Origin of the sequence: Streptomyces sp. NPDC059874 (assembly GCF_042731135.1) — a bacterium.
GTDB lineage: Bacteria > Actinomycetota > Actinomycetes > Streptomycetales > Streptomycetaceae > Streptomyces.
Genome location: NZ_JBHWJY010000001.1, coordinates 280191 through 299018 on the forward strand (window position 1 = coordinate 280191; position 18828 = coordinate 299018).

Here is an 18828-nt window from a genome sequence, read left to right on the forward strand (position 1 = left end):
TCAATCGAAGTACGACTGGAGCGAGCCGCGACGCCGGACGTCGAGGGTCGCGCAGTGGAACGAGCCGCCGAACGGCGCGTAGTGCAGCAGGTCGCACGGGATCGGCTCGAATCCCCATCGTTCGAGGGCGCGCAGCATGTTGGTGTGGTGTCGCTCCGCGATCACCCGCTTCTCGTCGATCATGAGCACGTTCACGTTGAGCCATGTGCCGCACATCGAGGTGATCTTGAGCAAGCGCTCGTCGATCGGGTTGGGCTCGGGGGCGATCAGGATGTCCCACGAGCTCAGGACCTCGGGCAGGCGGTCGACGTCGATGTACTCCGGATTGACCAGCGCCTTGCCGGGCGCGAGCGGGAGGAAAGTCGTGTCGATGTGCATGGGCGTGCGCGAGCGGCTCTCGATCTGGTGGATGCGGTAGCCGGCTCCGAGATGGCGGCGCAGCCACTCGATGCCCATCCGGTTGGTGACGTTGCTCCGCGTGACGAAGAGGTCGCGGCCCGCGCGCACGAAATCCGCCGCGTCGAACACCGGCTCGAATTCGGTGAGGATGTAGCGCATCGGCCCGCCGACCTCGGGGATCCGGTAGTCGGTGTCGAAGAGCGCGTCGGTGAGTTGTGGCCTCGGCGCTGCCGTCCAGCGGGCGCCGCGCCGGAAGTAGTCCTTGACGATCGTCCGGTAGGAGTGCGCCTCGAAGTATCGGCACGGCCACGCCATCGGGGTCTCGATGATCTCGTCACCGATCACCAGGAGGCTGTCACGCGGACAGGCGTTGCAGAATCCGCGCGAGGACCAGTCGGGGGTGCTGAAACGTCGCTTGTGGTCGACTGCGTCCGGACGGGCGACGGTGATGCCCAGGGACTGCAGAAGGGCGATGAACTCCTCGAGCTCGGACTGCGCCCGCTCGGCCAGTACGCGCGGATACCGAAAGCCGGAGGCACGGCCCTGCAGCCGCGCCGCCCACGGCGGGATGTTGCAGGCCACGACCGGGTGGTTGCCGGGAATCGTCGCGCCGTCGAGTCTCCCGACGATCACCTCCTCCAGCGGATCCCACTCGTTGTGTGAATTCACCGGCGAAACGACGGGCTCCACGGCAGCGTCCGCGGCCGACGGAACCGACATCAGGCGGGCCTCCGCACTGCTCCCATGCTTCATCTCTTTCGATCGCAGAGATCCGGATATGTCGTCCCTCATACCCTAGTCAAGGTGGCGGGATGCGGCCTCCCGGGCCCGGTGGGACGTCAGGCCGGGCCGCCGAGCGCCCGCGCGAGGTAGGACGCCGTGCGGCCCAGGCCCGACGCGGCCACCTGCTCAGGGGTGCCCGCCGCGACCACCCGGCCGCCCTCCGTGCCGCCGCCCGGCCCCAGGTCGATGACCCAGTCAGCGCCCGCCACGACCTCCATGTCGTGCTCCACGACCACGACCGAGTGCCCGGCGTCCACCAGCCCGTGCAACTGCCGCAGCAGCACGCGCACATCGGCCGGATGCAGCCCCGTCGTCGGCTCGTCCAGCAGGTACAGCGTGTGGTCCCGGCGCAGCCGCTGCAGCTCCGTGGCCAGCTTGATCCGCTGCGCCTCGCCGCCCGACAGCTCCGTCGCCGGCTGCCCCAACCGCAGGTACCCCAGGCCGATGTCCTCCAACGCCCGCAGGCTGCGCGCCGCCGCCGGGACCTCCGCGAAGAGGCCGGCCGCGGACTCCACCGTCAGGCCGAGCACCTCCGCGATGTTCAGGCCCGCGTAACGGACTTCGAGGGTCTCGGCGTTGTACCGGGCGCCGGCGCACTCGGGGCACGGTGCGTACGTACTCGGCAGGAACAGCAGCTCCACCGAGACGAAGCCTTCGCCCTGGCAGGTCTCGCACCGTCCGCCCGCCACGTTGAAGGAGAACCGGCCCGCTTTCCAGCCCCGCGCCTTCGACTCGGGCGCCGTGGTGAACAGCCGCCGTACGACGTCGAACAGGCCCGTGTACGTGGCCAGATTGGACCGCGGGGTCCGGCCGATGGGCTTCTGGTCCACCTCCACCAGCCGCCGGACGGGAAACCCCGGCTCCACCAGCCGCTCCCCGACCTCCCGCGCCAGCACCCGACCCACCAGCGTGGACTTCCCCGACCCCGACACTCCCGTCACCGCCGTGAACACGCCCAGCGGGAACTCGGCCGTGACGTCGCGCAGGTTGTGGAGCCCGACACCGCTGAGCCGCACCGCCCCGCTCGCCGTCCGCACCGGGCGCTCGGGTGAGGCCCCCCGCTCGGCGAACAGGTGGCGGGCCGTCGCCGACCCGCCCACCTCGGCCAGGGCCTCCGGCGGCCCGCTGTACAGCACCTGCCCGCCGTGCTCCCCGGCCAGCGGACCCACGTCCACCAACCAGTCCGCGTGCCGCACCACGTCCAGATGGTGCTCCACGACGAACACCGTGTTCCCGGCCTCCTTGAGCCGGTCCAGTACGTCGAGCAGGGCCTCGGTGTCGGCCGGGTGCAGCCCCGCCGACGGTTCGTCCAGTACGTACACCACCCCGAACAGCCCCGACCGCAGCTGCGTGGCCAGCCGCAGCCGCTGCAGTTCGCCCGCGGACAGGGTGGGCGCGGTGCGGTCCAGGCTCAGGTAGCCGAGCCCCAGCTCGGCGACGGGCCCGATCCGGGAGCGCAGGTCCTCGGCGAGCACCCGCGCGGCCTCTCCCCGTGCGTGCGCGGAGGCGAGTACGGCGTCCAGCTCGGTCAGCGGCATCGCCGCCAGATCCGCGATCCCGTACCCCCTGAACGTCACGGCCAGCGCCTCCGGCCGCAACCGCCGCCCCTCGCACACCGGGCACGGCGAATCGGCGAGGAACTTCTCGGCGCGGGCCCGCAGGGTGGCGCTCTTGCTGTCCGCGAAGGTCCGCATGACATAGCGGTGCGCGCTCATGTATGTGCCCTGGTAGGGCCGTTGGATCCGCTCGGCGTCCCGCACCGGGTGCACCGTCACCACCGGCTGTTCCTCGGTGAACAGGATCCACTCGCGGTCCTTCGCCGGCAGCTCCCGCCACGGCCGGTCCACGTCGTGGCCGAGTACCTCCAGGATGTCCCGCAGGTTCTTGCCCTGCCAGGCGCCCGGCCAGGCGGCGATGGCTCCCTGACGGATCGACAGGCTCGGGTCGGGCACGAGGAGTTCCTCGCTGGTGCGGTGGATCCGGCCGATGCCGTGGCACGAAGGGCAGGCCCCGGCGGCGGTGTTGGGGGAGAAGGCGTCGGAGTCCAGCCGCTCCGCTCCCGGCGGATACGTTCCGGCCCGGGAGTACAGCATGCGCAGGGAGTTCGAGAGCAGCGTCACCGTGCCGACGGAGGAGCGCGCGCCGGGGGAGGAGCGGCGCTGCTCCAGCGAGACGGCCGGCGGCAGCCCGGTGACGGAGTCCACCTTCGGAGCGCCGATCTGGTGGATGAGTCGGCGGGCGTACGGCGCCACCGACTCGAAGTACCGGCGCTGGGCCTCGGCGTAGAGCGTGCCGAAGGCGAGCGAGCTCTTGCCGGACCCGGAGACCCCCGTGAACACGGTCAGCGCGTCGCGCGGAATGTCCACGTCGACCCCGCGCAGGTTGTGCTCCCGGGCGCCGCGGACCCGCACGAACGGGTCGTGGTGGGAAGGGGGGCCGGAGGATTGGCTCGACTGGTGCATTCGTCCCAGTTTAGAGCCCCGTGATCCGGGCCAGTCGCTCGAAGGAGTCCAGCAGTGCCGTCCGGTCGTACGTGGAGGTGGTGACCAGCAGTTCGTCCGCGCCGGTCAGCTCCGCGACCTCGGACAGTTCCGCCGCGACCTGCTCCTCGGTGCCGTGGATGTGCCCGGTCAGGGCGCCCTCGTACAGCTCCCGCTCCTTCGGGCTCATCTCCATGGCCTCCACCTCCTCGGCCGGCCGCAGTGGCGGGAAGCTGCCGTGGGTGCGCGAGTGCGCCAGGGCCCAGGCCTCCGGGAGCAGGAGGCGTCGGGCCTCCTCGGCGCCGGCCGCGACCGCCACCGTCCCGGAGATCACCACGTAGGGTTCCGCGCCCCGGGCGGAGGGGCGGAACTCCTCGCGGTACGTCTCGATGACCTCCGCGACGCGGCCGCGGGCCCGCAGGTCGCCCACCACCAACGGAAGCCCGGCCCGGGCGGCGATCCCGGCCCCCTCGCCGGTGGCCAGCACATAGGCCGGTATGCGCAGGCCCTCGGCGGGCCGGGCGTGCACCTCGGGGTGCGCCTGCTGGGTGCCGTCGAGCCAGCCCAGCAGCTCGGCCAGCTGCTCCTCGAAGCGGTCGGCGTCGCCGGTGTCGCGGCCCAGCGCCCGTCGGATGCCGTTGGTGAAGCCGACGGAGCGGCCGAGGCCCATGTCGATCCGGCCGGGGAACAGCGATTCCAGCACCCCGAACTGCTCCGCGACGACCAGCGGCTGGTGGTTGGGCAGCATCACCCCGCCCGTGCCGACCCGGATCCGCCCGGTCGCAGCGGCGACGGCGGCGGCCAGTACGGTCGGCGCGGACCCCGCGACCCCGGGGACGCTGTGGTGCTCGGAGACCCAGAAGCGGTGGTAGCCGAGTTCCTCGGCCGCGCGGGCCAGCTCCACGGTGTCGCGCAGGGCGCCGGGGGCCGGGTGGCCCTCGCGGGTGCGGGACCGGTCGAGTATCGAGACTTTTCGGATCACAGAAGTCTCAACGCACGGGGACCGTGAGGATTCCCCGACCTAGGCTGGCGGGATGAGTGCGAACGCGCCCCGGCAGCTTGCCGTCTTCGACATCGACAACACCCTGGCGGACACCGGCCACCGCCAGCACTTCCTGGAGCGCCGCCCCCGGGACTGGACCGGCTTCTTCGCCGCGGCCCCGGCCGACCCGCCGCTCGCCCGCGGAGTGGCGCTGGCCGTGGAGAGCGCGGCCGACTGCGAGGTGGTGTACCTGACGGGGCGCCCCGAGCGGTGCCGGGCGGACACGGTCGACTGGCTCGCCCGGCACGGGCTGCCCGAGGGGCGGCTGTGGATGCGGGGCAACCAGGACCGGAGGCCGGCCCGGACGACCAAGCTGGAGGTGCTGGGGAGGCTCGCCCGCGGCCGCGAGGTGCGGATGCTCGTGGACGACGACGAGCTGGTGTGCCAGGCCGCCCGGGCGGCGGGCTTCCGGGTGGTCCTCGCGGACTGGGCGGCGGACGCGCCCGAACTCACGTCCGCCCAGGAGGTCGAGGGGCGGACCTGAGCCCGCCGCGCCGGCCGATCCCGGCCGCCGGGCCCGCTTCCGCGCGGGCCCGGCCTTCGCAGGCCCGTCTTTCCGCAGGCCCGCCTCCCGCCGGCCGCCTCGCGCCGGTCAGTCCTCGCCGTCGAGGCGGAACCCGACCTTGAGCCCCACCTGGTAGTGGGCGATCTCCCCGTTCTCGATGTGTCCGCGTACCTGGACGACCTCGAACCAGTCCAGATTTCTGAGGGTCTGGCCCGCGCGGGCCACGCCGTTGCGGATGGCCTGATCGATGCCCTCGTGGGAGGTGCCGACGATCTCGGTCACCCGGTACGTGTGGTTGGACATGGGTGTCTCCCGACAGGTGGTGGCTTTTGCCTGTTTCTACGGTGCCCCAGTAAGTCCGGCTCCGCGAACTTTGCGCGAACAATCACCCCGGAAAGCCCCTTGACCGGCTCATTGGTCTATGCCAATTTCTTGCCATCCCAAGACGCCGAGCCCCAGAGGGTGACCTTCGTGAAGAGACGTTTCCTCGCCCTGTGCACCGCCCTCGTGGCCGCGACCGCCCTCGCGGGCTGCAGCCAGTCGGCAGGCTCGGCGGGAGGGCCTCGGAAGGTGACGCTCTGGCTGATGAAGGGCAGCGCCTCCGAAGAGTTCATCGGCACGTTCACCCGGTCGTTCGAGACGGAACACCCCGACATCGACCTGGAGGTGAAGATCCAGGAGTGGACGGGCATCGGCGACAAGGTCAACGCCGTCCTCGCCGGCAAGAGCGCGGAGAGCGCCGACGTCATCGAGGTCGGCAACACCCAGGTGGCCCAATACATCGAGAACGGCGGCATCGAGGAACTCACCCTCGAAGGCCTGCGCACCTGGGGCGGCAAGGACTGGCTCGAGGGCCTCTCCGATCCGGGCAGCATCAACGGCGCCCAGTACGGCATCCCCTGGTACGCCGCCAATCGTGTGGTGATCTACAACAAGGACCTCTTCGCGAGCGCGGGCGTCAAGTCCACGCCCAAGAACCGGCAGGAGTGGATCCAGGCCACCCAGAAGCTGAACAAGGGTGACCAGCAGGGCATCTACCTCGCCGGGCAGAACTGGTACGTCCTCGCCGGATTCGTCTGGGACGAGGGCGGCGAACTCGCCGTCGAGACCAGCGGACAGTGGGTCGGCACCCTCGACGACGAGAAGGCCCTGGCCGGGATGGAGTTCTACAAGCAACTCCAAGCCTTGGGCGACGGCCCCAAGGACGCCGACGAGGAGACGCCCCCGCAGTCGGAGGTCTTCGCCCGCGGCCAGGTCGCCCAGATCATCGCCCCGCCCAGCCAGGCCGCCGCGATCGAGGCCGCCAACCCCGCGCTCAAGGGCAAGCTCGGCTTCTTCCCGATCCCCGGCAAGACCTCCGACAAGGTCGGCGCCGTGTTCACCGGCGGCTCCGACCTGATCATCCCGGAGCGCACGAAGAACCGCAGGGGCGCCGTGGACGTGATCACGGCCCTGGTCAGCGAGAAGTGGCAGACCGAGCTCGCGCGGACGATGAGCTACGTACCGAACAAGACCACCCTCGCCCACGTCGTCGAGGGGAACGAGGGCGCCGCCACGATGGCCCCCGGCGCCGCCCAGGGCCGGGCCACGCCCAAGTCGGCCCGCTGGGCCGAGGTCGAGGCCAAGAACCCGATCAAGCCCTACATGACGGCCGTGCTCACCGGCCGGGACCCCAAGCAGGCGGCCCGCGCGGCCTCCGAGGAGATCAGCAAGGTGCTCAGCTCCGACCGCTGAGCGGCCACCGGGCGGCCACTGAGCGGCCACTGAGCGGCGTTGAGCGATCGCCGAGTGATCGCCGCGCGAGTGCGGACCAGGGGGGCGATCGGGCCGCCGGTCGGGACGCCTCCCGCCGAGTTCAGCGGGAGCACATCCAACTGCCGCTGCGCCGTCATGTCGAATCCAGCCGGTCACGGAAGAAGTAAAGGAGCCAGGCCACACACCTGCCGGCCTGGCCCTCCGCGCCCGGATCAGGAGCCGCCATGACGATCGCACCCCTGTCCCCGTCCCCCCTCCCCTCCATCGCCACGGGCGTCCCCGCCGCCCCCGGCCCCCGCTACGCCGTACGTCTCGCCCGCAACGAGGACGAGGTGCGCGCCGCCCAGCGGCTGCGCCACCAGGTCTTCGCCGGCGAGCTCGGAGCCCGCCTGCACAGCCCCGAGCCGGGCCTCGACATCGACGCCTTCGACGCGTACTGCGACCACCTCCTCGTCGTCGAGGAGGAGACCGAGCAGGTCGTCGGCACGTACCGGATGCTGCCCCCGGAGCGCGCCGCCGTCGCCGGTCGCCTCTACTCCGAGGGAGAGTTCGACCTCTCCGCCCTCGCCCCCATCCGCCCCGACCTGGTCGAGGTCGGCCGCTCCTGCGTCCACCCCGACCACCGCAACGGCGCCGTCATCGCCCTCATCTGGGCCGGCCTCGCCCGCTACATGGACCGCTCCGGCCACAACTGGCTCGCCGGCTGCTGCTCGATACCGCTCGCCGACGGCGGAGTGCTGGCCGCCGCCACCCGCGAAGCCGCCCTGGCCCGCGCCCTGGCCCCGCAGGAGTACCGGGTCACCCCCCACACCCCGTGGAACCCCGAGGGCATCGAGTTCCCCGCCCGCACGGAACTGCCCCCGCTGCTCCGCGGCTACCTGCGCCTCGGCGCCTGGGTCTGCGGCGAACCCGCGCTGGACGTCGAGTTCGGCTGCACGGACCTGTACGTGCTGCTCTCCCTGCGCCGGACCAACCCGCGCTACCTCAAGCACTTCCTCTCGCTCGTCCCGGGCGCATGAGCGTCTGGCTGCCCACCTCGCCCTGCACCCCCGAAGCCTGCGCCGGCCACAGGGGTGACACCGCGAGCGTCCCGCACGCGGTGCTCAGGCTCACGGCGGCGGTCGCCCTGATCGTCGCCGGGATCCTGGGCGCCCCGCCGGTCCGGCTGCTGCCGGCCGGCCCTCGGCACGCGGTCGTACGGGCTTGGGCGACCGCGCTGGTACGGGCCTTCGGCATACGGATCACCGTGCACGGGAGCCCCGGCCCGGACGGCGGCCGGCTCCTCGTCCCCAACCACATCTCCTGGCTGGACATCCCGCTCGTCGCCGCGGCCGTGCCGTGCCGGATGCTGGCCAAGAGCGACATCCGTTCCTGGCCGGTCCTCGGCCCCCTCGCCGGGCGCTCCGGGACCCTGTTCATCGAACGCGACCGGATCCGGGCCCTGCCCGACACCGTCAAGGCCGTCACCCGAGCCCTGCTGGCGGGCGACCGGGTCACCGTCTTCCCCGAGGGCTCCACGTGGTGCGGGCGCGCCCAGGGCCCCTTCCGCAGGGCCGCCTTCCAGTCGGCCCTGGACGCCCGGGTACCCGTACAACCCGTGCGCCTGGCGTACCTGCGCGGCGACGGATCGCTCGCCGGAGCGCCCGCCTTCGTCGGGGACGATCCGCTGACCGCCTCGCTGTGGCGGATCGCCCGCGCCCGCGGGATACGGGCCGAGGTCAGGCTGCTGCCGCGGATCCCGCCGGGCCGGTACACGGACCGGCGGGACCTCGCGGCCGCCGCTCAGCGGGCGGTCATGGCCGCTTCAGGCCCGACCGCGCTCGCCGGCATTCCCACTCAGGCGGCCGCGCCGTCGACGAGGGAGCTGTCGGCGACGGAGCCGTCGACCACCGACAGGGACAGTGCGAAACGCCCCGCCGCGTCCGTCCACCACTGGGTCAACTCCAGCCCCGCAGCCGCCAGTTCCTTCCGAACGCCCTCCTGACGGAACTTCGCGGACACCTCGGTGAGGATCTCCTCACCCGCCGCGAACGGCACCACCAGATCCAGCGCCCGGATCTTCACCAGCACCTCCGACCGGGCCCGCAGCCGCATCTCGATCCACTCCTGCTCTCTGTTCCACACCGCCACGTGCTCGAAGTCGGCGGTGTGGAAGTCCGCGCCCAGCTCCCGGTCGATGACGGCGAGCACGTTCTTGTTGAACTCGGCCGTCACGCCCTGCGCGTCGTCGTACGCCGCCACCAGTACGGCCTCGTCCTTCACCAGGTCCGTACCCATCAGCAGTGCGTCCCCGGGCGACAACATCGCCCGTACGGACGCCAGGAACACCGCCCGCTCCGGCGGCAGCAGATTCCCGACCGTGCCGCCGAGGAACACCACCAGCCGGGGACCGGGGGAGTCGGGCAGCCGCAGCGCACGCGTGAAATCGGCGAGCAGCGCGTGCACCCGCAGCCCCGGATGCGCCGCGAGCAGCGTCTGCGCCGCCCCTCGCAGGGCGCTCTCGCTCACGTCCACCGGCACGTACGTGTCCAGCGCGGGCATCGCCTCGATCAGGTGCCGGGTCTTCTCCGATGACCCGGAGCCCAGCTCCACCAGCGTGCGGGCGCCGCTCTCCGTGGCGATCTCCCGCGCCCGCTCCAGCAGGATCTCCCGCTCCGCGCGCGTCGGGTAGTACTCCGGCAATCGGGTGATCTCCTCGAAGAGTTCGCTGCCCCGCGCGTCGTAGAACCACTTGGGGGGCAGCACCTTGGGCGTGCCCGTCAGTCCGTGCAGCACATCCGTGCGCAACGCCGCCTCCGCGGCGTGCTCGTCGAGCGTTCTGGTCAACTGGAAGTCGTTCACGCGGAGTTCTCCTTGAGCGGGGTCAACTCGACCCGCGTACGGGTGGCGGTCAGCAAGGTCCGGTCGGGTGCTTCGCACCACCGGGTGTCGTCGTCGTACGGCTCGGAGGCCACCACGGTGCGCCCCACCTGCGTGTCGGCCAGGTACCAGAGCGAATCGCCCCAGGCCGTCGCGGCGATCGTGACGCCGTCCGTGAGCAGCAGGTTCAGTCGGGAGCCGGGCGCGGCCGAGGCCAGCTCCCGGACCGGCTCGGCGAGCGCCGCACCGAGCTCGTCCCCGGCGCGCAGCCGCTGCAGGACCAACGCCCAGACCAGCGCGGAATCCGTGCGCGCGGCCAGCCGGAGCAGCTCCCGCGGCGGCAGCCCCGCCGCGAGCGCGGCGGCCGAGTCGGGCCAGTCCCGCACCACGCCGTTGTGGCTGAACAGCCAGGGTCCGTCCGCGAACGGCAACGCCGCGGCCTCCCCGTCGGCCCCGGCCACCGTGGCGTCCCGTACGGCGGCCAGCGCGGCCCCGCTGCGCACCACCCGGGCGATGTCGGCGAAGCCCAGGTCGCCCCAGATCGGCCCGTCGCGGCGGTAGCGGGCCGGCACCGGGTCGCCCTCCGCGTACCAGCCGACGCCGAAGCCGTCGGCGTTGACCGTGCCGTACCGCTGCCGGCGTGGTTCCCAGGACTGGCGGACCAGAGAGTGTTCCGGCTCGCTCAGCAGCCTCCCGAGCGCCACTTCCGGCCCCAGATAGGCGAGGTGACGGCACATCAGGCATCCCTCGCGGTCCGGAACCCGGAGAAGATCTGCCGGCGCACCGGCAGGTCCCAGTTGCGGAAGGTCCCCCGGCAGGCCACCGGGTCCACCGCGAAGGAACCGCCCCGCAGCACCTTGTGCTCCGGTCCGAAGAACACCTCCGAGTACTCCCGGTACGGGAACGCGCGGAAACCGGGGTACGGCAGGAAGTCCGAGGCCGTCCACTCCCACACGTCGCCCATCAGCTGGCGCACCCCCAGCGCGGAGGCCCCGGCCGGGTAGCTGCCCGCACGGGCCGGGCGCAGGTGGCGCTGCCCCAGATTGGCGTGCTCGGGCGTCGGGTCCGCGTCGCCCCACGGGTAGCGGGTCGAGCGGCCGGTGGCCGGGTCGAAGCGGGCGGCCTTCTCCCACTCCGCTTCCGTGGGCAGCCGCCGGTCCGCCCAGCGGGCGTACGCGTCCGCCTCGTACCAACTGACGTGCAGCACCGGTTCCTCGTCCGGCACCCGCTCGGTCATCCCGAAGCGGCGACGCAGCCACTGGCCGCCCTCCTTGCGCCAGAACAGCGGGGCCTCGATGGAGTGGGCCCGGATGTGCTCCCATCCCTCCGGGGCCCACCATTGGCGCTCGCGGTAGCCGTCGTCCGCGATGAACTCCTGGAAGTCGGCGCAGGTCACCGGCACCGTGTCGATCCAGAACGGCGCCAGGTCCCGCTCGTGCGCGGGACGTTCGTTGTCCAGCGACCAGGGCTCCACCGAGGTGCCCATCGTGAACGGGCCGCCGGGCACCAGTACTTCGGAGGCCGCGGGCGCCGGGCCGCGCGGGGGAGAGGGATCGGGAGCGGCCAGGACGGGTGCGCCCCGACGGAGCTGATGGGTGATCAACATGGTCTCGTCGTGCTGCTGTTCGTGCTGGGCGATCATTCCGAAGACGTAGCCGGAATCCAGCAGCGCCGTCCCCTCCAGCGGAGTGCGCTCCAGCAGGTCGAAGACGCGGCCGCGCACCTCGGAGGCGTACTTGCGGGCCTCCGCGGGGCCGAGCAGCGGCAGCTTGGGCCGCTCGGAGCGCGGATGCTCGAACGCGTCGTACAGCGGGTCGATCTCGGGGCGCATGGCCTCGCGTCCGGCCACGTTGCGCAGCAGCCAGAGCTCCTCCATGTTCCCGATGTGCGCGAGGTCCCAGACGAGCGGGGACATGAGCGGGGAGTGCTGGGCGGCCAGCTCCGCGTCACTCACCGCGTCGGTGAGCGCGGCCGTGCGCAGTCGCGCGGCGGTCAGGGCGGCAGCGGCCTGCTCGCGCAGGGATTCCGTGGATCCCGTCGTCACTGTTGGGCCTCCTTCCCGGTGAGCTGCTGCTGGGGCGGGGACGGGGGCTGAGGCGGGGGTCGGTCGTCGGCCGGACATCGGCCCCGCAGGACGTACCGTTCGGCGAACGCGCGGACGGTGTCCTGGACGTGCGTGCTCGCCCCGAGCCGGGGCAGCGCCTCCGCGGCCGCCCGGAAGCAGGCCGTGGCGGCCGTCCGCAGCTCCGGATCGGCCAGACCGTCGCGGGCGGCGGACCGCCAGAGCGGATTGCGGGGCGCGGGTCCGTGCCCGTACGCGTCGGCCAGCCCCTTGGCCACCCGGTAGGAGGCCTCGGCGGCCTCCGGATCGTCGAACAGCGCGTGTACGACGGCCACCGGGACCAGCCAGCCGTCGTCCCCGGGCTGCGCGTCGATCATCCGCAGCTCCAGGTGTCCGCGCGGCCGGACCGGCGGGAACAGCGTGGTCAGGTGGTAGTCGAGGTCCTCGGCGGTGGGCGCGCGCAGCCCCGGGTGGCCGTCCGCGCGCAGCCAGTCGCGGAAGGTCATCCCGTGCGGCGCCGTCCACGGCTCGCCCTCGTAGGACCGTACGCACATCACCTCGGTGTCCAGCGCCTGCCGGACCCACCCGGCCCGCGGCTCCGCCTCCAACGGCGGGGCCAGCGCCCGACGGCTGTCGAGGTCGCTCCAGACGCCCTGGCGGGAACAGCGCCAGCCGGCGTACGGACCCTCCTGCGCGGGGGAGTTGGCGAAGGCGGCCACCAGGACCGCGCCCACCAGGTGCGCCAGCCGCCAGCGCCGACCGTGCCCGAAGACACCCGGCTCCTCGTGGCCCGCGTCCACGCAGACCTGCACGGAGGCGGAGGCGCACATCATGGCGCGGCCGGCCGGGCCGGTGCGGTCGAAATAGGCCTCCATGGCGTCGTAGCGCGGGCTCGACAGCAGCCGGCGGTACGGGCGGCGGGGGTCGTGGCCGAGGCCCCGCAGCAGCAGCCCGCGGTCGAGCAGGGCGGCCCGAACGGCGGTCAGGTCGGACTGGAGGCCGTCCACGCACCCGGTCAGGGAATCGGCCGGGGCCGAGCTGAGCTCCAGCTGGCCGCCGGGTTCGACCGTGACCCGGGAGCTCAGGGGGAGGGCGCGGGCGGCGGCGTGGGCCGCTCGCAGCCGCTCGGGGGGCAGCGGCTGCCCCGGCCGCTCGGCGTCCAGGACGAGCCATTCGAGCTCGGCGCCGAGGTAGCGGGGCGGGCCGGTCTTGAAACAGATGCCGTGGATCAGCTCCTCGGCATCGGTCTCGGTGATCGGGGAGTGCGCTGGGGTAACGGGTGAGCCTCTTGGCATGACCGGTCCTCGTCTCCTGTCGTCGGCCGTGGCATCACCCGTGCCTACCCGTCCCATGGGCACCCATGCTTGCGGGGAAATTGCGTTGCCGCCGGTTCAGCGGAATACGGAGGATGGCGGCGTGAGCAGCAGATTGCGCGAGATCGCGCGGGAGAACGCGGAGATCCTGGCGTCCGGTGGCTACCGGACGCGGTCGGGACGGCAGGTGAAGCTGGCCGCCGCCCTGGCGGACGCCAAGGCCGAAACCAGAATATATGGACCAAACCGTGTCATTCCAGGCGAAGACCTCCTCCTCACCCGCTTCCGGACGGCCGTCGAGGTCACGGGGGAGAGCAGCACGGTCGCGGCACGCAGGCTCGCGGCGCCTGGCCTGGAGCCGTCTGCGGGGGTGGCCCGGGTGGCCGTCCTGAACTTCGCCTCGGCCCGCAATCCCGGGGGCGGCTACGTCCGCGGGGCCAAGGCCCAGGAGGAGGCGCTGTGCCGCGCCTCGGCCCTGTACGAGACCCTGCTGGAGGCCCCGGAGTACTACGAGGTCCACCGCGCGGAACGCAGCACCTTCTACACCGACCGGGTGATCCACTCACCCGGCGTACCCGTTTTCCGCGATGACCGCGGCGCACTCCTGGACACCCCGTTCCGGGCCGGCTTCCTCACCTCCCCCGCCCCGAACGCGGGCACGATCCGACGCCAGGAGCCCGAGCGGACGGCGGAGATCCCTCTGGCACTGGCCCGGCGCGGGGAGCTCGTCCTGGAGGTGGCGGCGCTGCACGGGTACGAGCGGCTCGTGCTGGGGGCCTGGGGCTGCGGGGTCTTCCAGAACGACCCGGCGGACGTGGCGGGGGCCTTCAGGGGGCTGCTGGAGGGTCGATTCGCGGGAGTCTTCGAACGGGTGGTCTTCGCGGTGCTGGACCGGAACCCGGGACCGCAGAGCGCGTTCGAGCGGGAGTTCGAGGATTTCGCGGGGTACGAGGCGCCTTAGGACTTCGAGGGGCCGGAGGGGCCAGCCGGCTCCGAGGGCTCCGAGGCATCGGAGAAGTCCGGTGGCCGAGTCCTGCCCGTCGGCAGGACTCGGCCCGTCACCGGTCACCCGCCCGTCGGCTACTGCCAGCCGTAGCGCTCGCGCAGCCGGTCCACGACCAGCTCGAACCGCCCGCGGTCCAGCGCGCACGCCTCGCGCCGCATCCCCGTTTCGTACACCCGCAGCACCCTGTCGACATCCACCCAGGACTCCCGCCCCGCGCTGTCCCAGGGCCCCGTCCCGATCGGGACCCACTCGCGGTCGCCGTCGTGCCGCTTGCTGGACAGCTGCACGGCCAGCAGAGTCCGCCCGCCCGCCTCACGGGCCACGACCAGCACCGGCCGGTCCTTGCCCCGCCCGTCGTTCTCCTCGTACGGAACCCAGGTCCACACGATCTCACCGGGATCCGGGTCCCCGTCCTTGTCGGGCGCGTACTCGGTGCGCACCGGCCCGATGGCGTGCGGATCGGCCTCGACGGTGGCGTCGGCCCCGTCACGGCCGGGCTGGTCGGTGTAACCGTTGCTGTGATGCGAAAGTGCCGTCATTCGGGCGAGATTACTCTCAGCCGTGACGCAGAACCCGGTAACCAAGCGCCGGGGACACCCGCATGATCGCGCGCAACTGCCTGGTCAGGCCTATGTAGATCTCGGCCTTGTCGCGGTGGATGCCGTTGATCACGGCTTGGGCGGCTTGCGCCGCGCTGATCTTGCCGCTGCCCTGGCCGCGCGTCATGTCCGTGTCGACCAGGGGCAGGACGGCGTCGACGACGTGCACGTTCGACCCGGCATCCTGGCACTGGTAGCGCAGGGCGCGGGTGAACGTCCGCAGTGCGGCCTTCGCGGCGCAGTACACCGGGGCCGAGGGTTTGGGCGCGAGTGCCAGGCCGCTGGTGATGTTGACGAGTGCGGCGGAAGGCTGCCGGCCGAGATGCGGCAGCAGTCCCGTCGAGAGCGTGATGACGGCATCGAGGTTGACGGCGATCTCGCGCCGCAGCACCGGGTGTAGTGCCCGCGGATCCTCGCGGACGAAGTCGGTCAGCGTCTGCACCCCGGCGTTGTTGATGACGACGGACAATCGCGGATACCGCTCGGGCAGCTCGTCCGTGAACGCCTCGACCGGGTCAGGGTCGGCCAGATCCAGGACGTGCGTGGACACCCGGTCGCCGTGGTGGGCTGCCAGCGCATCGAGCTGCTCGCGGTCGCGTCCGACCGCCACCACGTGGGCGCCCTCCCCGACCAGCTGCCGGGTCAGCTCCCGGCCGACGCCGCGCGCACCGCCCGTGACGAGAATCGTTCTGCCGGTGAGGTTCATCTGGGGCCTTCCTTCATCGAGTTGTGTTCGGTGCGTCCCTCAGGGGCGCGGCGCGCGAACGCCGCTCTGTACGCGGCCGGTGTGACGGCCGTCCGGCGTTTGAACTCGCGGGTGAAATGGGGCTGGTCGGCGTAGCCGCACGCGAACCCGACGAGACACACGGCGTACTCGCTGTTCAGCAACAGCTCGGCGGCCGCCTCCGCACGGACCGTGCCGACCAGGCCCTGAAAGCCACCGGCCCCTCGCAACCCCCGCTGGAGGCTGCGCGTGGAGGTGTCCAGCTCGCAGGCCAGGACCGGGAGCGTCCAGCGCCGGGCGAGGCCGCCGCCGAGCAGGCAACGCGCCCGCGACACCACGTCGGAGACCGGATCCGCGCCCCGGGCCGGGGCATCCGGGCGCGCCGGCGGGGCCGGGGCGGGGCGGATGGCCCACGACTGCCAGGTGAACCGCCACATCGAGATGTCGGCGGCGAGCGGCGGAGCCGTGAACGCGCCATCGGTGAACACGACCGTGGGGTCGTCGCGGCCAACCGTGACCGTGAGCCCCCGCGCGCCGGTCATCGTCAGCAGAATCGTCAGCACACCCAGTACGAGCGCGTCCTCGGCGGGCTCGGGCGACGCTCCGGGCGGTCCCGTGTGCTCGGAGAGCAGAGCGCGCTCGCCCGCTTCCTGGAACGCCACACCATGGGGCGAACCGGTGAAACGCTCCAGGCGACGCCATCGCACCAGGAGATCCAGAGGGCCGTCGGCGCCCAGGAGCGCCGCCACGACCGGGTCGGAAGAGATCGTCGGCAGCACCAGACCGACGCGCAGCAGCGGCAGAAGCCCGTGGACCCGCGCGATGCCCTTCAGAAAGCGGCGTTTGGCCCGAAAGGCAACAGAGCCCCGTCCGCCACCGGTGCGACGGCACCGATACCGTCATCGGCGAGTGCCCGCTGCACCGCCGCCACGAGCGTCGAACTCGAGAAGTCGTCCATGATCTGCCCCGTTTCGCCTGACCCAGGACAAGCTATGCCTGGTGCGCTGGGGTGGTCTTGAACGATCACGCCACTGACGTGGTCGGCGGGGGTGGCGGGGGGCAGGCTACGCCGGGTCGTACCAGGAGAACGCCGCGATCCGCCAGCCCTCCGGGGTGCGGACGAACTGGATGGTCTTGGTCCCGCCCCCCTCGAAGGGCTGCCCGTCCAAGATCCCGGACTTGCGGTACTCGCCGAACCGCGACGCGATGTCGCCCGCGATCTCGGTCCGTTCGGAGGTCTCCCACTCCGAGAACTCGGTCAGCCGGCCGTCCGCCAGGATCCGTTCACGGGGCTCGATGAACTCGTCGACGGTGTACGACGTGAACTCCGGCCCGGTCTTGACGATCACGCCACCCGGGAGGATCAGCCGCCGGATCCGGGCCACGTCGGCGGCCTTCCCACCACGGTTGTCGAAGGCGCCGAAGAACTCGGCGGTGAGCGCGTCTATCTCGGCCTTTGGCATGGCGCGACGGTAACACCCAGGGAGCGCACGGCGGCAGGAGTCAGTCGGTGACCAGAGCCATGACGAAGCCGTCGTAACCCTTGCTGCCGACCGTCTGCAGGGCGGTGGCGGTCAGCCGGGGGTGCTCGGCGATGAGCTCGGTGAAGCGGCGCACGCCCTGGACCCGGGGGTCGTCGCTGGTGGCGTCGACGACTGCGCCGTCGCGGACGACGTTGTCGCCGATGATGATGCTGCCGGGACGCGTGAGCTTGAGGGCCCATGCGAGGTAGTCGGGGTTGGACGGCTTGTCGGCGTCGATGAAGACGAGGTCGAACGGTTCCAAGTCCGTGAGCTGCGGGAGCAGATCGATGGCCGGGCCCCGCCGGATGTCGACCAGGTGGTCCAGCCCGGCGCGCGCGACGTTGGCGGTGGCGATGTCGGCGCACCGCTCGTCGACTTCCAGCGTGACCAACCGCCCACCCTCGGGCAGCGCCCGGGCGAGCCAGATGGTGCTGTAGCCGCCGAGGGTGCCGATCTCCAGGATCGTACGGGCCCCCCTGATCCGGGCCAGGAGGTGCAGCAGCTTCCCCTGATTCGGAGCCACCTGATGCGCCGGCAGCCCGGCGGCATCGGAATCCACGTTGGCGGCCGCGAGGGCCTCGTCCTCCTCGACCAACAGCCCGTCGAAGTACGCGTCAACGGCGGTCCAGGTCTGCTGTGGCTGTGGCTGTGGCTGTGGCTGTGCCTGCGACTGTCCCGGTCCCTGTCCCTGTCCCTGTCCCTGGGTCTCGGTCATGGGGTCCCTCCTGCGGCGTTAGTTCCTAAAGGGAACTTACAGCAGGCGATGAGATTTCAACAGTATGTTGAGGTGGGGCGGAGGCTTCGGTGGCGGGGTCCGAGCCGGGCCCAATCAGAGAGGCCTTGGGGGTTTCCCGTCAGTCTCATCGTCCTTCCGTGTCGGGCCGGCCTGTCAAGGGCGCTCCCTTCGGTCGCGTCGCTTCGCGACGGCCTGCGGCCGCCCTTGACAGACCGTCCCGCCACGGAAAGACAAGAGACTGCCAGGAAACCCCCAAAAGAACGGGCCGGGTCAGAAGCAAATGGACGGGGCGGTCGCGATGGACGGCCGGTTTCCCGGCGGCAGGCCCCGGCCCGGGCCCTTCCAGACCGCCCTCAGGGTCGGGGGCGGCCCAACCACCCCCAAACAGCGACCAAATGACGCCGGCGGGAGGTCAGACGGGCAATCGCCCCAGATCGCTACGCGCTTCTCCCGCTCGGCGTCCGACGACCGTCCGGGGCTGGACATAAGCCGCCCACAATCGCTACAAACGCACCCAAAGCGGGCGACAGCAGACTGTTCGTGGCTGTTCGCGACGCTGTGATGCCTCTTGCCGGAGTGAGAAGTTGAGATCACCGACATACGAGTCCGTCAGGCCGCCGAGAACCACTCAACGGACCCACAGACGCCCACGAAGCATCCCAACTGACCGCCGTGGGCGGCCTATGCCCATCCCACGCCAGCTGATCGACGCCAGACGACGTCAGCTGTGTAGCGATCCGTGGCGGCCTATGACCAGCCCCGGACGGTCGTCGGACGCCGTCGTCGAGGAGCGCGTAGCGATTTGACGCGCCCACCCTCCCCCGAGGCGCTTATGGTCGGGGTTGCGGGGAGCTGGGCCGCCTGCCCGGCTCGGGAAGCGAAGTGCGAGAGCCCGGGCTCGGGATCGGCCCCTCGCCAGGCGGCCCGGACATCCCTGACAGGCCCGCCCTTGATCCTCGGACCGGCCCGTTCTTTTGGGGGTTTCCCGGCAGTCTTCGTTTTTCCGTGGCGGGACGGTCTGTCAAGGGTGGAGCGCAGCGAC

The 18828-nt window shown here is 71.8% G+C and carries 18 protein-coding genes and 1 pseudogene; 5 read left to right on the forward strand and 14 right to left on the reverse strand.

What is annotated here, in order from left to right:
- The 3 genes from ACFV9H_RS01075 to ACFV9H_RS01085 form a co-directional block, all read right to left on the reverse strand.
- Entirely contained in the window at positions 1 to 1119 is a 1119-nt protein-coding gene (locus ACFV9H_RS01075; protein ID WP_385391553.1) for an amidinotransferase, read from the reverse strand.
- Positions 1120 to 1238: 119 nt separating this feature from the next.
- A complete protein-coding gene (locus ACFV9H_RS01080; RefSeq protein ID WP_385391555.1) occupies positions 1239 to 3644 on the reverse strand; it encodes an ABC transporter in 2406 nt (801 codons plus the stop codon).
- Positions 3645 to 3654: 10 nt separating this feature from the next.
- On the reverse strand, positions 3655 to 4644 hold the full coding sequence (locus ACFV9H_RS01085) for an MsnO8 family LLM class oxidoreductase (protein ID WP_385391557.1): 990 nt from the start codon (positions 4642 to 4644) through the stop codon (positions 3655 to 3657).
- Positions 4645 to 4696: 52 nt separating this feature from the next.
- Here ACFV9H_RS01085 and ACFV9H_RS01090 point away from each other — a divergent pair, with 52 nt between their 5' ends.
- The gene (locus ACFV9H_RS01090) at positions 4697 to 5188 is read left to right on the forward strand and encodes a hypothetical protein (RefSeq protein ID WP_385391558.1); all 492 of its coding nucleotides are present in this window, start codon (positions 4697 to 4699) and stop codon (positions 5186 to 5188) included.
- Between the two features lie 108 nt (positions 5189 to 5296).
- On the opposite strand, the gene ACFV9H_RS01095 is transcribed toward ACFV9H_RS01090, so the two are convergent.
- Complete coding sequence (locus ACFV9H_RS01095) at positions 5297 to 5512, reverse strand: dodecin (protein WP_365176828.1); 216 nt, start codon at positions 5510 to 5512, stop codon at positions 5297 to 5299.
- 168 nt (positions 5513 to 5680) lie between these two features.
- Here ACFV9H_RS01095 and ACFV9H_RS01100 point away from each other — a divergent pair, with 168 nt between their 5' ends.
- The 3 genes and pseudogenes from ACFV9H_RS01100 to ACFV9H_RS01110 all read left to right on the forward strand — a co-directional run.
- Positions 5681 to 6943, forward strand: a complete 1263-nt coding sequence (locus tag ACFV9H_RS01100; RefSeq protein ID WP_385391560.1) for an extracellular solute-binding protein — start codon at positions 5681 to 5683, stop codon at positions 6941 to 6943.
- Between the two features lie 245 nt (positions 6944 to 7188).
- Entirely contained in the window at positions 7189 to 7983 is a 795-nt protein-coding gene (locus tag ACFV9H_RS01105; RefSeq protein ID WP_385391562.1) for a GNAT family N-acetyltransferase, read from the forward strand.
- A pseudogene (locus tag ACFV9H_RS01110) lies at positions 7980 to 8507 on the forward strand (lysophospholipid acyltransferase family protein); the annotation flags it as partial. The gene ACFV9H_RS01105 and the pseudogene ACFV9H_RS01110, both read left to right, overlap by 4 nt.
- 293 nt (positions 8508 to 8800) lie before the next feature.
- Here ACFV9H_RS01110 and egtD read toward each other — a convergent pair.
- Genes egtD through egtA form a run of 4 tightly spaced genes read right to left on the reverse strand, consistent with a single transcriptional unit; the run spans position 8801 to position 13180 of the window.
- Positions 8801 to 9805: an L-histidine N(alpha)-methyltransferase gene (gene egtD / locus ACFV9H_RS01115; protein WP_385391566.1), complete on the reverse strand. Its 1005-nt coding sequence runs from the start codon at positions 9803 to 9805 to the stop codon at positions 8801 to 8803.
- Entirely contained in the window at positions 9802 to 10560 is a 759-nt protein-coding gene (gene egtC, locus ACFV9H_RS01120) for an ergothioneine biosynthesis protein EgtC (protein ID WP_385391568.1), read from the reverse strand. The genes egtD and egtC overlap by 4 nt, the downstream gene beginning before the upstream one ends.
- Positions 10560 to 11867 (reverse strand): ergothioneine biosynthesis protein EgtB, encoded by a 1308-nt coding sequence (gene egtB, locus ACFV9H_RS01125; protein ID WP_385391569.1) that lies wholly within the window; start codon positions 11865 to 11867, stop codon positions 10560 to 10562. The genes egtC and egtB overlap by 1 nt, the downstream gene beginning before the upstream one ends.
- Positions 11864 to 13180, reverse strand: a complete 1317-nt coding sequence (egtA, locus tag ACFV9H_RS01130) for an ergothioneine biosynthesis glutamate--cysteine ligase EgtA (RefSeq protein ID WP_385391570.1) — start codon at positions 13178 to 13180, stop codon at positions 11864 to 11866. The genes egtB and egtA overlap by 4 nt, the downstream gene beginning before the upstream one ends.
- Before the next feature lie 121 nt (positions 13181 to 13301).
- On the opposite strand from egtA, the gene ACFV9H_RS01135 reads away from it, so the two are divergent.
- Positions 13302 to 14159 carry a TIGR02452 family protein gene (locus tag ACFV9H_RS01135; RefSeq protein ID WP_385391572.1) on the forward strand — a complete coding sequence of 286 codons (858 nt, stop codon included), beginning with the start codon at positions 13302 to 13304 and terminating at the stop codon, positions 14157 to 14159.
- 119 nt (positions 14160 to 14278) lie between these two features.
- Here the strand turns inward: ACFV9H_RS01135 and ACFV9H_RS01140 are convergent, their stop codons facing one another.
- The 6 genes from ACFV9H_RS01140 to ACFV9H_RS01165 form a co-directional block, all read right to left on the reverse strand.
- Entirely contained in the window at positions 14279 to 14743 is a 465-nt protein-coding gene (locus ACFV9H_RS01140) for a type II toxin-antitoxin system PemK/MazF family toxin (RefSeq protein WP_385391573.1), read from the reverse strand.
- Positions 14744 to 14759: 16 nt separating this feature from the next.
- Positions 14760 to 15509 carry an SDR family oxidoreductase gene (locus tag ACFV9H_RS01145; RefSeq protein ID WP_385391575.1) on the reverse strand — a complete coding sequence of 250 codons (750 nt, stop codon included), beginning with the start codon at positions 15507 to 15509 and terminating at the stop codon, positions 14760 to 14762.
- Entirely contained in the window at positions 15506 to 16306 is an 801-nt protein-coding gene (locus ACFV9H_RS01150; RefSeq protein WP_385391577.1) for a helix-turn-helix transcriptional regulator, read from the reverse strand. The genes ACFV9H_RS01145 and ACFV9H_RS01150 overlap by 4 nt, the downstream gene beginning before the upstream one ends.
- Positions 16307 to 16356: 50 nt before the next feature.
- Positions 16357 to 16485 (reverse strand): hypothetical protein, encoded by a 129-nt coding sequence (locus ACFV9H_RS01155; protein WP_385391579.1) that lies wholly within the window; start codon positions 16483 to 16485, stop codon positions 16357 to 16359.
- Between the two features lie 106 nt (positions 16486 to 16591).
- Positions 16592 to 16990, reverse strand: a complete 399-nt coding sequence (locus tag ACFV9H_RS01160; protein WP_385391581.1) for a DUF4440 domain-containing protein — start codon at positions 16988 to 16990, stop codon at positions 16592 to 16594.
- Between the two features lie 40 nt (positions 16991 to 17030).
- Complete coding sequence (locus tag ACFV9H_RS01165) at positions 17031 to 17765, reverse strand: O-methyltransferase (RefSeq protein ID WP_385391582.1); 735 nt, start codon at positions 17763 to 17765, stop codon at positions 17031 to 17033.
- Positions 17766 to 18828: the final 1063 nt, after the last annotated feature.

Coding starts and splice junctions, on each gene's coding strand:
- ACFV9H_RS01075 (WP_385391553.1), bottom strand. CDS start 1,119: ATGTCGGTTCCGTCGGCCGCGGACGCTGCCGTGGAGCCCGTCGTTTCG.
- ACFV9H_RS01080 (WP_385391555.1), bottom strand. CDS start 3,644: ATGCACCAGTCGAGCCAATCCTCCGGCCCCCCTTCCCACCACGACCCG.
- ACFV9H_RS01090 (WP_385391558.1), top strand. CDS start 4,697: ATGAGTGCGAACGCGCCCCGGCAGCTTGCCGTCTTCGACATCGACAAC.
- ACFV9H_RS01095 (WP_365176828.1), bottom strand. CDS start 5,512: ATGTCCAACCACACGTACCGGGTGACCGAGATCGTCGGCACCTCCCAC.
- ACFV9H_RS01105 (WP_385391562.1), top strand. CDS start 7,189: ATGACGATCGCACCCCTGTCCCCGTCCCCCCTCCCCTCCATCGCCACG.
- egtC (WP_385391568.1), bottom strand. CDS start 10,560: ATGTGCCGTCACCTCGCCTATCTGGGGCCGGAAGTGGCGCTCGGGAGG.
- egtA (WP_385391570.1), bottom strand. CDS start 13,180: ATGCCAAGAGGCTCACCCGTTACCCCAGCGCACTCCCCGATCACCGAG.
- ACFV9H_RS01140 (WP_385391573.1), bottom strand. CDS start 14,743: ATGACGGCACTTTCGCATCACAGCAACGGTTACACCGACCAGCCCGGC.
- ACFV9H_RS01145 (WP_385391575.1), bottom strand. CDS start 15,509: ATGAACCTCACCGGCAGAACGATTCTCGTCACGGGCGGTGCGCGCGGC.
- ACFV9H_RS01155 (WP_385391579.1), bottom strand. CDS start 16,485: ATGGACGACTTCTCGAGTTCGACGCTCGTGGCGGCGGTGCAGCGGGCA.
- ACFV9H_RS01160 (WP_385391581.1), bottom strand. CDS start 16,990: ATGCCAAAGGCCGAGATAGACGCGCTCACCGCCGAGTTCTTCGGCGCC.
- ACFV9H_RS01165 (WP_385391582.1), bottom strand. CDS start 17,765: ATGACCGAGACCCAGGGACAGGGACAGGGACAGGGACCGGGACAGTCG.